The organism is Paenarthrobacter sp. YJN-D (genome assembly GCF_015040335.1).
Classification (GTDB): domain Bacteria; phylum Actinomycetota; class Actinomycetes; order Actinomycetales; family Micrococcaceae; genus Arthrobacter; species Arthrobacter nicotinovorans.
The window spans coordinates 1,382,752-1,396,346 of record NZ_CP053549.1; the positions used below are offsets into that span (position 1 = coordinate 1,382,752).

The window sequence follows — 13,595 nt, forward strand, 5'->3', positions numbered from 1 at the left end:
TGGCTGGAGCGTTCAGCGCAACGCTTCAACCTCGACGGCGGTGAGGCCCGCTTCACGCAGGAAGCCGCCGACATCGCCGAATTCCTTGGAGAATCCGGCCAGGAAGTGCCGCATGGCAGCTTCCGGGCTCTGCAGGATCATGAGGTCGGGGCTGAAATACTCTGCCGGAGTTGATGGGACGCTGAGCCGCCATGTTTCGGCCATGACCTCCAGGACGTCCGGCAGGTTGGCGGTGGTCGCCACATAGTCGGCCACTACGTCGTCCTCGGTCCCGCCTGCTGCCAGGAGCCCGACCGCGGACACCACACCCGTCCGGTCCTTGCCCAGCGAGCAATGCACCAGCGTGCGTTTGCCACGCGCCACGGGTCGCAGGGCCTCAGCCACCCATTCGGGCCGCAGCCGGATCCAGCCGAGGTACAGCTCGCCCAGGTCCTCGGCCGTCTCCACGGCTTGAAGCGACCCCGCGATGGCGTTGGGGTCCAGTGGGTTATGGATGAGTTCGACGGCGGGTGGGGCTGCAGCGGCCGGCCCGCCGCCGCCGTCGTGAACCAACCACGGAACGAGGGAGCGCTCCAGCTCGCTGCGCAGGTCAACGATGGCTTGGATGCCGTGTTCCACCAGGAACCCTGACGTTGCCGCGGCATCCAAGCCGAACGGCTGGCTCCCCCTGAGAATCCGTCCCCCGGCCAGGGGACGCAGATTGAGCACAGCCATGGTGGTTCCTTCTTAGATCTGGCTCTTGAGGTCGGCCACTGAATTCAGGATCTGGTTGGGCCGGAAGGGGAAGGACACGATTTCCTCGCGCTGCGTAATTCCGCTGAGCACCAGGACCGTGTGCAGGCCCGCTTCCATGCCGGCCACGATGTCCGTGTCCATGCGGTCGCCGATCATGGCCGTGGTCTCCGAGTGGGCATCGATCTGGTTCATGGCGGAGCGGAACATCATGGGGTTCGGCTTGCCCACGATGTATGGTTCGCGGCCCGTGGCCTTGGTGATCATGGCCGCGATGGCACCTGTAGCGGGCATGGGACCGTCCTTGGAAGGGCCGGTGGCGTCCGGGTTGGTGGCGATGAAGCGGGCGCCGGCCAGAATGTGGCGGACGGCCATGGTGATCGCTTCGAAGGAATAGGTGCGGGTTTCGCCGAGGACCACGAAATCGGGGTCGGTGTCCGTGAGGATGAATCCGGCTTCGTGCAGGGCGGTGGTGAGGCCGGCCTCGCCGATGGTGTACGCGCGGTTGCCCGAATCGGAGGACTGCACCTGGTCCTTGAGGAACTGGGCTGTGGCGAGCGCGGAGGTCCAGATGTTCTCTTCGGGGACTTCCAAGCCGGACGCACGGAGGCGGGCTGCGAGGTCGCGCGGGGTGAAGATGGAGTTGTTGGTCAGCACCAGGAAGCGCTTGGACGTATCCACCCAGCGCTGGATGAGCTCGGCTGCGCCGGGGATGGCCTGGTTTTCGTGGACGAGGACGCCGTCCATGTCCGTGAGCCAGCATTCGATCTCGTGGCCATTACGGTAAACCGACGTGGACGGGTGGGGCGTGGTTTCTTCTGCCATATTTGCCTCCGGCTGGGGTTGGTCATGCACTGCTTCCCAGTCTTTCATCATTCGGGCTGCCGGACATCACGTAGCGGTGCTGGTGTTTAACTATAAACTGAGTGTATAGATGGAGTCGTGAACAACTCACTTACCCTCCTTGGCCTCTTGAGCCGCGAAGCCAGTTACGGCTACGACCTCAAGCACTCCTATGACCGATACTTCGGGGCCGGAAAAGCCCTGGCGTTCGGGCAGGTGTATTCAACTCTGGCGCGCATGGTCCGCGACGAACTGATCCGCGCACTGGGAGAAGAGACCGGGGGCGGTCCCGACCGCAAAAAGTACGAAATCACACTGGCCGGTGAGGCCAAGGTCCGCGAATGGCTGTTCACCCCGGACGTCCCCTCGGAATCACTGCAAAGCAACCTGTTCGCCAAGACTGTGATCGCCCTGCTCCTTCACGACGATGCTGAGCGGCTCCTTGACCTGCAGCGCAGCGAGCACATGGCCCGGATGCGTGAACTGACCAGGCTCAAGAAGGACGCGGACTTGCTGCAGGTCCTGATGTGTGACCACGGGTTGTTCCATATCGAAGCGGACCTGCGGTGGATGGACCTCACCAGTGCCCGACTGACCCAACTCACGAAGGAGCTGCTGGGCGCATGACCACAGACAACACAGCCCCCATCCTCAGTGCCCGCGGTCTCCGCCACTCCTTCGGCCCAACGGAGGCACTGAGAGGCATCGACCTCGATGTCCACCCGGGAGAAGTTCTTGCCGTCATGGGCCCTTCCGGATCCGGAAAGTCCACCCTGCTGCACTGCCTGGCAGGCGTCCTGACGCCCGACGCCGGTTCCGTCACCTACAGCCCTTCCGGACGAACCCCCAGCGACATCAGTTCCTTGCGCGAGCCCCAACGCTCGCGCCTGAGATTGACGGAGTTTGGGTTCGTATTCCAGTTTGGGCAGCTCCTGCCGGAGCTCTCGGCCGCCGACAATGTCAGCCTTCCGTTGCTCCTGGACGGGATCAACCGCCAGGAGGCCCTCCGTAGATCATCGGACCTCCTGGAGCAGCTCGGGCTGGGCGGCCTGAGTGCCAAGTTGCCTGGTGAACTGTCCGGTGGCCAGGCCCAGCGTGTGGCGGTTGCCCGTGCGCTGGTGACCTCCCCTGCCTTGTTGTTTGCGGACGAGCCTACCGGTGCCCTCGATTCACTGGCCTCGGAAGCTGTCCTGACCCTGATGCTGGAACTTGTGCGTCAGGCGGGAACCACGGTAGTGATGATTACCCATGATGCGCGCACCGCTGCTTACGCCGACCGGGAAGTCATCGTCCGCGACGGCGTCCTGGGTGCCGGCTACCGGGTGTCCCCGTGAATGCCGGAAAGATGCGACTGAACACAGGCTTGTTGCGCCTCGCGGTGCTTGGAAGCCGGTCCGCCTACGGCAGGCTTGCCGGAATCGCGGGAGGCGTCGCCGTCGGGGTTTGCCTGTTGTTATTGCTATGGGGTGGAGCAAACGGGCTGCAGGCCCGGGACGATCGCGGCGCGTGGCTCCGCGAATCGGGTAGTCCCTCCGTCTCCGGGACCCTCGACGCTTCAGGGAGCGCAGCCCCCATACCTTTGACGCCGGATAGCGCGCTGATGCGTACCAGGGGCGCAGAGGTCTTCCGGGACAAACTCATCGAGCGGCGCGACTTCGCGGCCCTGCCGTCCACCACCATGGAAATTCCCGGGATCGGCAGGCCGCCTGAACCAGGAAGCTACTACGCATCGCCGGCCCTGCAGCGCCTTATTGAATCCACGCCCGGGGACCAGCTGGGCGACCGCTTCGGTAAATTCGCCGGCATCATCGATGACTCGGCACTCCCGGGCCCGGACTCGCTGATGGTCATCACGGGTGCGCAGGAAGCTGAGCTTCGCCAAGGCGGTAGCGCCGCCATCGTGTCGGACTTTACCAGCAACCCCTACGGGGGCAGCGCGGCCAGCTACGTCACAGTATTGATGATCGGCGCCCTCGCGGTGTTCTTTCCGGTGCTGCTGTTGATCAGCATCGTCACTGGGCTGGGTGCCGCGCAGCGTCGGGAACGCTTTGCCACACTGCGGCTCATCGGAGCGTCAACACGCACGGTCTCACGGATAGCCGCCGCTGAGGTTATGATTCCCGGCCTTATCGGCGCGGTCGTGGGTGCGGGTTTGGCCGTCGTCTTGACCCCGTTGGCGGCGGAGGTACCGGTCAACGGCAGCAGGATGTTCGCCACGGACCTGCACACCGGGTGGAGTGCTGCAGTGATGGTGGTGGCCATGGTGGTGGGAGCCTCAGCGCTGGTTGCCGCTTTAAGGACCGCCCGTGCCGACGTGGGGCCCTTGGGGGTGAACAGGACCGTGCACGACAAAGTCCCCACGGCCTGGCGCGCATTGCCGCTGCTTCTTGGCTTGCTCTTCATGGGATCGGCTGTGGTTATCATCCGTGTCCTGAAAATCCGGCTTCCCTGGCTTGAGTCGCCCTTGTTGGTAGTTGGCTTCATGGCCGTGTTGGCGGGGATCGTGGTGATCGGCCCCTGGATGACCAGGACCGTGAGCCGTGCCGGGTTGCGATACGCCGGGAGTGCAGCCGCGGTCATCGCGGCCAGCCGCATCCAGAGGACCCCGGTGGCGACTTTCCGTTCGGTCTCCGGTTTGGTTGTCGCCGTCTTCGTCGTGTCCGTGTTTGCCGGGGCATCCAGTATTGTCCAGTCGGACGAGGGTCCCGTGGCGCGGCCCGGTCTCCTTCAGCCCACGAGTCTGCAGGCGACGGTCCGTTCCGGGGATACAGAACGGCCGGGGGAGCTGCAGGCCTCTGTGGCGCGGACCGTCTCGGAGGCCACATCAAAGCCCGGCATCCGGAGTGCTGTTATCGGATACGGCCCCGCCGCGTTGTCTGAAGCCGGCGCTGGGTCCGAGCTCGTCTTCACCAGCAAGGACGCCTTGGAGTTGGGGTTCAAAGACATCCCTTCCTCCGGGGTCGTCGCTGTGGACGGGACCTTCCTCTACTTTTGGACCGCGCAACCGCTGTCGCTGAGACCGGCGCCGGCCGGAAGCCTCGAGGGTCTGGTGCCCGTGGTGGTGGTGCTCGGGACGGACGGCACGCCTGAGGCCATGGACCGCGCCCGGACAGTATTGGACAGCTCGGCCGCAACGGCCACACCAGCGAGTGCCACCCCCGATGTCCAACTGCAATCGTCCCGCCGCCTGATCCAGGGTTTGGCTGCGTTGGCATATCTGGGCATGTTCGTCGCGGTTGCCGTCGCCGGGTTGTCCCTGGCTGTCGGGACCGCTGCGGCCATCATGGACCGCAAACGCGTCTTCGGCCTCATGCGGCTCATGGGGATGCCCGCTTCTGTGCTTCGGGGGATCATCACCCGTGAAGCTGTCGTCCCCCTTCTTAGTGTTTTGCTGCTCTCCGTGAGCCTCGGCTTCCTGACCGCTTGGCTCATGGTGACGGCCATCAACGACAACTATCAAGTGGCCTGGCCGGAACCCGGCTACTTCGTTGCTCTGGCGGTGAGCCTTGCCCTTTCCTGTTGCGCCGTAGCGGGAACCTTCGGCCTCATCCGTGGAAATGCGGCCATGACAGCCACCCGTTTTGAGTGATGCGCTTCCCGTTGGGCCCCGGCATTTCGACGGCGTGACTTGCGTTGGGCGCGCCGGCCTGGTCTACGCTTGTTCCGGCGCCGGCCTGGATGCGGCGCTGGACTGATTGCGGCGTGCTCGCACGCCGGCACCGTGGGTCGGGGGATCGACACGGTGAGCACCACGCCGTCCGCTTCAGCAGGTCCCTCGTTCCGGATAGACCACCGGTTGTGTCCGCAAGGATGATCCGGTGCCCACAGCATGTGAAAGGGCCTTGCCATGAGCAACAACAACGGCGTACCCCAGCCTCCCTACAATCCGGACGGCGTACCGCAGCCACGCTACGACACGGGCAAAGAGCAGTACCGCCAGTACCAGCCCGGGCAAGCGCAGCCCATGTACCAGCCGGAAGCCCAGCAGCAAGGCCAGCCGCAGCCAGCCCAGCCGCAGCCAGCCCAACCGCAGGACGCGCCGACGCAGGCTTTTCCGACGCAGGCTTTTCCTGCACGGCACGACCCCACCCAGGCCTTCCCTGTGCAGCAGGGCCATCCCGGTAACCCAAACCAGCCGGGTTACCCGGGTCAGCCCGGCGACGCCAACCAGCCAGGGTTCCCGCCGCCCGGCGGCCCCTACCCGGGCCAGCCAACTGGACCCGGCCAGAACCCGGGTGACCACAACAGGAAGTCCCTGTTCCTGATCCTCGGCGGTGTCGCCGTCGTCGTGATCATTGCCCTGGTAGTTGCGTTCACCTGGTTGATTCCGTCCCTGACCAAGCCGACTGCCGTTGACTCGCCGTCGCCTTCGGTCACGTCCTCGGACGAGGCGTCGGATGCGGCCGCTGAGCCGTCTGCGGATCCGTCCGCCGAGGCTGAGCCTTCCGGTGACGCGTCGGCGTCCACCGACATCCCGGCCGGGGCCATCCCGCTGCCGTCAGCATGGGAGAACTTCGCGGGCCCCAGCAACGTTCCAGCGGACGGCGACCCGTTGTTCAGCAAATGGGTCACGGGCGAATCGTCCTTCCAGTACTTGGCCGAGTGGACCCACGACGAATCATTCGGCATCACCAAGGACCCCACCACGGGCGAAGAGATCCAGAAGAAGGCCCAAGGCACGGTGGAGACCGACGGCGACGGGATCGCGCTCGCCTATGCCTTCTTCGCTGAATCCGAGGAAGGTAAGTTCGGCAAGGATCCGGCGGAAATCAAGAAGGCCCTGGAAGATATCGAGGCCCGGTACAAGGGCATGACAGCCACTGAACTGCCGCAGAACCTGGTAGGCCACAAGTGCGCCTCGGACTTCAAGACCTCCATGCCGGAGATCCGTGAGTTCCGTCGTGGCGCGGCTGTGGTTGTCGGATTCACCTGCACCAACGCCCGCGGCGAGGCCATCCAGGCAGTGAACCTGTTCTCCGTTACGCCATGGGGCACTCCGCAGATGCTCGGTGTCAGCGGACACAAGACCTACTGGGACGCGCACCCGGGTCTCTTCGAGCAGCTGGCCAACTCGTACCGCATCAACAAGTGGAAGATGGGCTAGGAACCCGCGCTCCAACGGGCCACGGGCTCAATCGGGCCACGGGCTCAAGCGGGGAAACGGCAGGGCTAAAGTTGAGGGGTGACTGACCTTCCCCCCAACACAGCCCTGCCCGCCCCTGCCGCGTCCCCGGAGGGGACCACCGCAGAAGGCGAGGCCGAAGCGAAGGCGGAGGTCGGCGTCGGGCCCTGGGAAGGCGAGTGGCCCGTTGGCGAGCACTGGGATCCGGACCTCCTGCGTGACGGCGACCGGCGCAACGTGGTTGACCAGTACCGCTACTGGAAGCACGAAGCTATTGTCGCCGACCTCGATTCGAAGCGGCACGATTTCCACATCGCCATTGAGAACTGGCAGCACGACCTCAACATCGGCACCGTGGTGCGGACCGCCAACGCCTTCCTCGCCAAGGAGGTCCACATTATTGGCCGACGGCGGTGGAACCGTCGCGGGGCCATGGTCACCGACCGCTACCAGCACGTCCGCCACCACCCCACGGTTGAGGACTTCGTCCAGTGGGCCGAGGGGGAGGGGCTTGCCGTGATCGGCATCGACATCTTCCCGGATTCCGTACCGCTTGAAACGTACGATCTCCCGAAGAACTGCGTCCTGGTGTTCGGGCAGGAAGGCCCCGGCCTCACGCCTGAGGTGCACGATGCCGCCGTCGCAACCCTGTCCATTGAGCAGTTCGGCTCCACCCGGTCCATGAATGCGGCCTCCGCGGCGGCCATCGCCATGCACGCGTGGGTGCGCCGCCACGTGTTCCAACAGCCGGTTTCGTAGCTTCCCCGAGTTGGCACTTAATGACAGTCCCGGTGCGGCGTCTTCAGGTGGCTAGTGCAACACCCCTGTAGTTGGAGGGGTGTCATGGTCAAGAAGTTGCCGTGGTCGGTTCGTGCGTGTGCGTATGAGCACTTGCTGGCGGGTGAGGACACGGGACGAAGTGCTGCCGCGGCTGGGGTGTCCCGGCAAGCGGTGTCGCATTGGGCGAAACTAGCGGGCATGGAACTTATCTCCGGCCCTGGTGGTGGCGTGCGTCTTCCGATGGCTTCGGAGGTGCTTTCGCGGGATAAGGAGCGAAGGTACCGGCGGCTGACTTTGGAGGACCGGGCTTATATCAAGGCCTGTCTGGGCTTGCCGGAGCCGCGTTCCATGCGACAGATCGCCAAGGAGTTGGGCGTGCATCCATCAACGGTGTCCCGGGAGATCCGCCGACACAGTATCGAGCATTGGGCCCGGCGCTATTACGACGCCGGGGTTGCCCAACACCGGGCACTGGTCCGCCGTAGACGGAACCGGCCCGTGAAGCTCTCTGCGGGAACGGCGGTGTGGAAGGAGGTCGTGGCACGCTTGAACCAGCGTTTCTCACCTCAACAGAGCGCTGCGGACCTGAAGAAGACGTTCCCCGAGCAGCCGGAGATGCACGTGTCCCACGAGTCAATTTACCAAGCCCTTTACGTGCAGGGCCGGGGTGCCTTGCGGCATGAACTTGCCGTGGAGAAGGCCCTACGTTCGGGCCGGACCGGTCGTAAGCCCCAATCAAAGCTGCCTGCCAGGAACGTAAGGCCCTGGCTTGAAGGGGCCCGGCTGAGCGACCGGCCCGCCGAAGTCCAGGACCGGGCCGTGCCCGGCCATTGGGAAGGTGATTTGGTCGTGGGTCCCGGTAACTCCGGGATCGTCACCTTGGTCGAGCGCTCCTCACGGTTCACTTTGCTGGGCCGGCTGCCGGGAGCCAGGGACAGCGCGACGGTCATCGAGGTCATGCAGAAAATGATCCACACCCTGCCCCAGGCGATCCTTAAAACGATCACCTGGGACCAAGGCACGGAAATGGCTCAACACGCCAAGTTCACAGTAGCGACCGGCTGCCAGCTGTTCTTCTGTGACCCGCACTCACCCTGGCAACGCGGCACGAACGAGAACACCAACGGACTGGTCCGCGATATCCACCCCAAAGGCACGAACTTCAACCAGGTCAGCGACGAAGAACTCGCCCACACCCAGCACCTGCTCAACATCCGACCGCGTCAAACACTCCAATGGGACACCCCAACTGAAAGACTGACCAAACTAATCGATGGTGTTGCACTAGCAAGCTGAAACCGCCTGCTCCGGATTGTCATTAAATGCCACCTCGGCGGAAGTGTTAAGAGCCCCAGTGACCCGAAACACGGCGCCCCCGCGGATATCGCTAGGATGGGTGCTAGCCGTAAGCGGTCTACTCCAGGGTTACCAACCCACAGACGAATTCAGCATAGGAGTCACCATGCCCATTGCAACCCCAGAGATTTACTCCGAGATGATCGACCGCGCAAAGGCTGGCGGATTCGCTTTCCCTGCGGTCAACGTGACGTCGTCGCAGACTCTGAACGCTGCGATCCGCGGTTTCGCCGAGGCCGAATCGGACGGCATCATCCAGGTTTCCACCGGTGGCGCAGCCTACTGGTCCGGCGCTTCGGTCAAGGACATGGTTGCCGGTTCCCTCGGCTTCGCCGCGTTCGCCCGCGAAGTTGCCAAGAACTACAACGTCAACATCGCCCTGCACACGGACCACTGCCCGCAGGACAAGCTGGCGGACTTCGTTCTGCCGCTGCTGGCCGCTTCCGAGGAAGCCGTCAAGGCCGGCAAGGACCCGATCTTCAACTCGCACATGTGGGACGGCTCGCACGAGACCCTCTCCGAGAACCTGCGCATCGGCCGTGAACTGCTGGAGCGCGCAGCTGCTGCCAAGATCATCCTCGAGGTTGAAATCGGCACCGTTGGTGGCGAAGAAGACGGCGTTGAGAACGAGATCAACGAGAAGCTCTACACCACCACCGAGGATGCCCTCGCAACCATCGAGGCCCTGGGTGCCGGCGAAAACGGCCGCTACCTGACCGCACTGACCTTCGGCAACGTGCACGGTGTGTACAAGCCGGGCAACGTGAAGCTCCGCCCCGAACTGCTCAAGCAGATCCAGGCTGAGGTTGGCGCCAAGATCGGCAAGGAAAACCCGTTCGACCTTGTGTTCCACGGCGGCTCCGGCTCCACGGAACAGGAAATCGCTGACGCCGTTTCCTACGGTGTCATCAAGATGAACATCGACACCGACACCCAGTACGCTTTCACCCGCCCGGTTGCCGGCCACATGTTCTCGAACTACGACGGCGTCCTGAAGGTCGACGGCGAAATGGGCAACAAGAAGACCTATGACCCCCGGGTCTGGGGTGCTTCCGCCGAAGCCGGCATGGCCGCGCGCATCGTCGAAGCCGCCCAGCAGCTCGGATCGGTGGGCAAGACCTTCTGATGTCCGACGAATTCCGGAAGAACCTGATGGGGCCGGAGCCCACGCTCCTGCCCGCCGAGAACGAGATCTACCAGCACCTGGCCCTCGGCAAGGAAGCACTGGACCTCGTGGCGCAGAACCCCACATCGTCACTGCTGTGGGCCATCCTCGCCGAGGAAGCCTGGGCGGAGGGCCGGACCATCGAGTCCTACGCCTACGCCCGCGTCGGTTACCACCGCGGCCTCGATTCGCTGCGCCGCAACGGTTGGCGCGGCGTCGGACCCATCCCGTGGGAGCACGAGCCCAACCAGGGCTTCCTGCGCGCGCTTTACGCACTGGGCCGGGCCGCTTCGGCGATCGGTGAAGCTGAAGAACCTGAGCGGATCGAGAAGTTCCTGAACGACTCGGACCCGAAGGCCAAGGCAGCGCTCGAAGCCCGCTAAAGCCAAGCAAACGACGACGGCGACCCTCACCAAAAGGCGAGGGTCGCCGTCGTCGTTAAGGGCGTCAGTCCGTGACGGCTGAGTGCCGCGGGCGTCCCAGCGGGACCACCAGCGGCGTGTGCGTCACGGGGTCATCGATGATTTTGCAGGCCATCCCGAACACTTCCTCCACCAAGGACCCGGTGATGACGTCGGCGGGGGCGCCTTCGGCCACCACCACGCCGTCCTTCATGGCGATGATGTGGTCCGCGTAGCGGCTGGCGTGGTTGAGGTCGTGGAGCACGGCAACCAGTGTGTGGCCCTTGTCCAGGTTGAGCTCGCGGAAGAGTTCCAGCAGCTCGATCTGGTGAGCAATATCGAGGAAGGTGGTGGGTTCGTCCAGGAGCATCAGCGGCGTCTGCTGGGCGAGCACCATGGCCACCCACACGCGCTGCCGCTGACCGCCGGAGAGCTCGTCCACCAGGCGCCCGGACAGGGCCGAGACTCCAGTGGCTTCCATGGCCTCCGCTACCGCGGACTCGTCCTCCACACTCCACTGCCGCAGGAGTTTCTGGTGCGGGTACCGGCCGCGGGCCACGAGATCAGCGACCGTGATGCCGTCGGGGGCGATGGAGGACTGGGGGAGCAACCCGAGCCGGCGCGCCAGTTCCTTTGCGGGCAGCGACGTCACGGATTTTCCGTCCAACAGCACCTGTCCGCTGCGGGGCTTGATGAGCCGGGCGAGCGCCCGCAGCAGCGTGGACTTGCCGCAGGCGTTGGGCCCGACGATCACCGTGAACTTCCCCTCGGGGATGCGCACATTGAGGTTCTCGGAGATGACGCGCTGCTCATAGCCAATGGTCAGGGCTTCTGCGTGGAGCTGCGGTGCAGCAGTGGTGAGGCTCATGATTTCCTTGCTTCCCTGGCCAGCAGCCAAACGAGGTAGATACCGCCGATGCACACCGTCACAACCCCGACTGGCAGTTGGATCGGAGCGAAGAGACGCTGCGCTGCCAGGTCGCTGGACACCAGCAGGAAGGCACCCATCACCGCGGAAGGCAGCAATGTGATGCCGGCACTCCGGGTTAGCCGCCGGGCAAGCTGGGGAGCGGCGAGGGCCACGAAGGCGATGGGACCGGCCACTGCAGTGACGGCAGCCGTCAGCGCAACGCCCAGGATGAGCAACAGCAAACGGGTGGGTTCGGCCCGGACGCCCAAGGCGCGGGCGGCGTCGTCGCCCATTTCCAGGAGCTGCATGCGACGCGCCACGGCCAGCGTGGCCAAACCAACCACAACAACCACGACGGCGGCCGGCGCCGCTTGCTCCCACGTGATGCCGTTAAGGGACCCGGCTCCCCAGACGGCGGCCGCCAGGGCGGCCTCGAGTTCGGCTTGCAGGATGAGCCAGTGGTTCAGCGCAGCAAGCATGGCGCTGATGCCGATGCCCACGATGATGAGCCGGAAGCCCTGGGAACCACGGCGGTAGGCCAGCAAATAGACGGCCAGGGCTGTGAGGACTCCGCCCACCAAGGCGCCGGCCGCAACTCCCGCATAACTGCCACCCACCGTGAGCATCACAACGAGCGCCCCGGTGTAGGCACCCGTATTGAAGCCGATGATGTCAGGGCTGCCCAGCGGGTTGCGCGTCATGGACTGGAAGATGCCACCGCTCATGCCAAGCGCCGCACCGAACACCAGCGCCGCCAGGACCCGGGGAAGGCGCCATTCTATGACGATTGTTTGGGCGAGCCCCGGGGCATCGCCGGTGAAGGCTTGCAGTACTTGTTGTACCGGGACCTCGTAGTCACCCGTCGCCAGCGAAACCACGGCTACTGCAAGCGCGGCCAGAAGCAGCGGAACGCAGACGAGCATGCTGCGGATATCCAGCCGGAGGCTCAGCGAACGGTTGCGGACCACAGCAACAGGCCGGCCGAAGTCGACCCTCTTCCCTGGGTCCAGGCGGCTCATAGCCCGCTCACTTTCCGGCGCCGTGCCAAGGCGATGAGTACAGGCGCGCCGATGAACGCTGTCACCACGCCTACCTGCAGCTCACCGGGTGCGGCAACCCTGCCAACAACATCCGATACCAGCAGCAGGATGGGGGAGAGCAGGACTGTCGTGGCCATGATCCACCGCTGGTCCGGGCCCACGATCCACCGGGCCACATGGGGAACCATGAGTCCCACAAAGCCGATGGCGCCAGCTCCTGCTGTGGCTGCGCCGCTGAGGAGGGTGATGGCCACGACGCCCAGGATGCGGGTGCGGTTGACGTTGGCGCCAAGGGAAGTGGCGAGGTCGTCTCCCAGTGCCAGGGCGTTGAGGCCGCGGACGCACAACAACGCCACGAGCAATCCCACGCCCATGAACGGTGCCACCGTGGCAACGGACTCCATGCTGCGGGTGTCCAGTGAGCCGATGCTCCACGAGCGCAGGTGGTCAAAGGCCTTGGGGTTCAGGAGTGTGAGTCCGGAGCCAATGCCGGTGAGGACGGCGCCCAGGGCAACACCGGCCAGTGTCAGCCGGATGGGATTCACCACGTTCCGTCCTGAGGTTCCGATCAGGTAGACCGCTGCGGTGGTGAGGATGGCCCCGCCAAACGCGAACCAGATGTAGCCGCTCAGGGTAGCTACCCCGAAGACACCAATGGCCACCACGATCGCAAACGAGGCACCCGCGTTGACCCCGAGGATGCCGGGATCGGCCAGGGGATTCCGGGTAATGGCCTGGATCAGCGCGCCGGCCATGCCCAAGGCGACTCCCACAGCGATCCCCATCAAAGTGCGCGGCAACCGGCTTTCAAGGATGATCGCGTGATCGGCGGTGTCCTGCGGGTTGGTGAAGGCCTGGAGAATGGTGGACGCCGGGATGAGCTTCGCACCGACACCCAGGCTTAGCACCACGGCACCGAGAAGGATTGCGGCCGCCGCGACCAAAAAGGTGACGCGCCAGCCGGATCTCTTGACGACGCCGCCGCATGGGGCCGCGTTGTCACCTGACTGGGCCGCGGTTGCTGGCTCGCCGGCGTGCGGCTTGGGAGCGGGAGCCATCAGTTGGGACACGACAGGGACCATTTCAGAGAGGGGCAATAAAGGAAGGGCTATCCGTGACTGTCGTCACAACGTCACAGAAGTGTGCCCTAATTAGGTTAGCCTTACCCAGTGAAAAATGACGATTTTGAAGTTCAGCCGCCCAAGGGCTCCCGTGCGCGAAAGCTCGTAATGAAGGCGGTCGGTGC

Annotated in this window: 13 protein-coding genes; 8 read left to right on the forward strand and 5 right to left on the reverse strand. The window is 64.6% G+C overall.

Annotation, left to right across the window (positions count from 1 at the left end; all coding sequences use genetic code 11):
• Positions 1-12 precede the first annotated feature (12 nt).
• Together HMI60_RS06595 and HMI60_RS06600 are read right to left on the reverse strand one after the other, a co-directional pair.
• The gene (locus HMI60_RS06595; protein WP_193590787.1) at positions 13-714 is read right to left on the reverse strand and encodes a tyrosine-protein phosphatase; all 702 of its coding nucleotides are present in this window, start codon (positions 712-714) and stop codon (positions 13-15) included.
• A gap of 12 nt (positions 715-726) precedes the next feature.
• Positions 727-1,557 carry an HAD-IIA family hydrolase gene (locus HMI60_RS06600; RefSeq protein ID WP_110505386.1) on the reverse strand — a complete coding sequence of 277 codons (831 nt, stop codon included), beginning with the start codon at positions 1,555-1,557 and terminating at the stop codon, positions 727-729.
• A 117-nt stretch (positions 1,558-1,674) separates the two neighbouring features.
• Here HMI60_RS06600 and HMI60_RS06605 point away from each other — a divergent pair, with 117 nt between their 5' ends.
• The 8 genes from HMI60_RS06605 to HMI60_RS06640 all read left to right on the forward strand — a co-directional run bounded on the left by HMI60_RS06605 (position 1,675) and on the right by HMI60_RS06640 (position 10,381).
• Positions 1,675-2,202 carry a PadR family transcriptional regulator gene (locus HMI60_RS06605; protein ID WP_018779447.1) on the forward strand — a complete coding sequence of 176 codons (528 nt, stop codon included), beginning with the start codon at positions 1,675-1,677 and terminating at the stop codon, positions 2,200-2,202.
• Positions 2,199-2,909 (forward strand): ABC transporter ATP-binding protein, encoded by a 711-nt coding sequence (locus HMI60_RS06610; RefSeq protein ID WP_018779446.1) that lies wholly within the window; start codon positions 2,199-2,201, stop codon positions 2,907-2,909. The genes HMI60_RS06605 and HMI60_RS06610 overlap by 4 nt, the downstream gene beginning before the upstream one ends.
• 11 nt (positions 2,910-2,920) lie before the next feature.
• Positions 2,921-5,164 (forward strand): FtsX-like permease family protein, encoded by a 2,244-nt coding sequence (locus tag HMI60_RS06615; protein WP_227453671.1) that lies wholly within the window; start codon positions 2,921-2,923, stop codon positions 5,162-5,164.
• Between the two features lie 258 nt (positions 5,165-5,422).
• Complete coding sequence (locus HMI60_RS06620; RefSeq protein WP_193590788.1) at positions 5,423-6,679, forward strand: hypothetical protein; 1,257 nt, start codon at positions 5,423-5,425, stop codon at positions 6,677-6,679.
• Between the two features lie 78 nt (positions 6,680-6,757).
• Positions 6,758-7,456, forward strand: coding sequence for a TrmH family RNA methyltransferase (locus tag HMI60_RS06625; protein WP_039239489.1), 699 nt, complete (start codon positions 6,758-6,760; stop codon positions 7,454-7,456).
• 219 nt (positions 7,457-7,675) lie between these two features.
• Entirely contained in the window at positions 7,676-8,773 is a 1,098-nt protein-coding gene (locus tag HMI60_RS06630) for an IS30 family transposase (protein ID WP_209783738.1), read from the forward strand.
• Between the two features lie 166 nt (positions 8,774-8,939).
• A complete protein-coding gene (gene fbaA / locus HMI60_RS06635; protein WP_018780061.1) occupies positions 8,940-9,959 on the forward strand; it encodes a class II fructose-bisphosphate aldolase in 1,020 nt (339 codons plus the stop codon).
• Positions 9,959-10,381 carry a DUF3151 domain-containing protein gene (locus HMI60_RS06640; RefSeq protein WP_039239501.1) on the forward strand — a complete coding sequence of 141 codons (423 nt, stop codon included), beginning with the start codon at positions 9,959-9,961 and terminating at the stop codon, positions 10,379-10,381. The genes fbaA and HMI60_RS06640 overlap by 1 nt, the downstream gene beginning before the upstream one ends.
• Positions 10,382-10,445: 64 nt before the next feature.
• On the opposite strand, the gene HMI60_RS06645 is transcribed toward HMI60_RS06640, so the two are convergent.
• From HMI60_RS06645 to HMI60_RS06655, 3 genes are read right to left on the reverse strand one after another with little or no spacing between them, the layout of a single operon-like run.
• Entirely contained in the window at positions 10,446-11,267 is an 822-nt protein-coding gene (locus HMI60_RS06645) for an ABC transporter ATP-binding protein (protein WP_039239502.1), read from the reverse strand.
• Positions 11,264-12,328: an iron-enterobactin ABC transporter permease gene (fepG, locus tag HMI60_RS06650; protein WP_193590789.1), complete on the reverse strand. Its 1,065-nt coding sequence runs from the start codon at positions 12,326-12,328 to the stop codon at positions 11,264-11,266. Before fepG ends, HMI60_RS06645 begins: the two co-directional genes overlap by 4 nt.
• Positions 12,325-13,431 carry an iron chelate uptake ABC transporter family permease subunit gene (locus tag HMI60_RS06655; protein WP_193590790.1) on the reverse strand — a complete coding sequence of 369 codons (1,107 nt, stop codon included), beginning with the start codon at positions 13,429-13,431 and terminating at the stop codon, positions 12,325-12,327. The genes fepG and HMI60_RS06655 overlap by 4 nt, the downstream gene beginning before the upstream one ends.
• Positions 13,432-13,595: the final 164 nt, after the last annotated feature.

Excerpts from the sequence above, each read along its gene's own strand:
- HMI60_RS06610 (WP_018779446.1), top strand. The coding sequence starts at position 2,199 with ATGACCACAGACAACACAGCCCCCATCCTCAGTGCCCGCGGTCTCCGC.
- fbaA (WP_018780061.1), top strand. The coding sequence starts at position 8,940 with ATGCCCATTGCAACCCCAGAGATTTACTCCGAGATGATCGACCGCGCA.
- HMI60_RS06640 (WP_039239501.1), top strand. The coding sequence starts at position 9,959 with ATGTCCGACGAATTCCGGAAGAACCTGATGGGGCCGGAGCCCACGCTC.
- HMI60_RS06655 (WP_193590790.1), bottom strand. The coding sequence starts at position 13,431 with ATGGTCCCTGTCGTGTCCCAACTGATGGCTCCCGCTCCCAAGCCGCAC.
- HMI60_RS06615 (WP_227453671.1), top strand. The coding sequence starts at position 2,921 with ATGCGACTGAACACAGGCTTGTTGCGCCTCGCGGTGCTTGGAAGCCGG.
- HMI60_RS06600 (WP_110505386.1), bottom strand. The coding sequence starts at position 1,557 with ATGGCAGAAGAAACCACGCCCCACCCGTCCACGTCGGTTTACCGTAAT.
- HMI60_RS06620 (WP_193590788.1), top strand. The coding sequence starts at position 5,423 with ATGAGCAACAACAACGGCGTACCCCAGCCTCCCTACAATCCGGACGGC.
- HMI60_RS06645 (WP_039239502.1), bottom strand. The coding sequence starts at position 11,267 with ATGAGCCTCACCACTGCTGCACCGCAGCTCCACGCAGAAGCCCTGACC.
- HMI60_RS06595 (WP_193590787.1), bottom strand. The coding sequence starts at position 714 with ATGGCTGTGCTCAATCTGCGTCCCCTGGCCGGGGGACGGATTCTCAGG.
- HMI60_RS06630 (WP_209783738.1), top strand. The coding sequence starts at position 7,676 with ATGGAACTTATCTCCGGCCCTGGTGGTGGCGTGCGTCTTCCGATGGCT.
- fepG (WP_193590789.1), bottom strand. The coding sequence starts at position 12,328 with ATGAGCCGCCTGGACCCAGGGAAGAGGGTCGACTTCGGCCGGCCTGTT.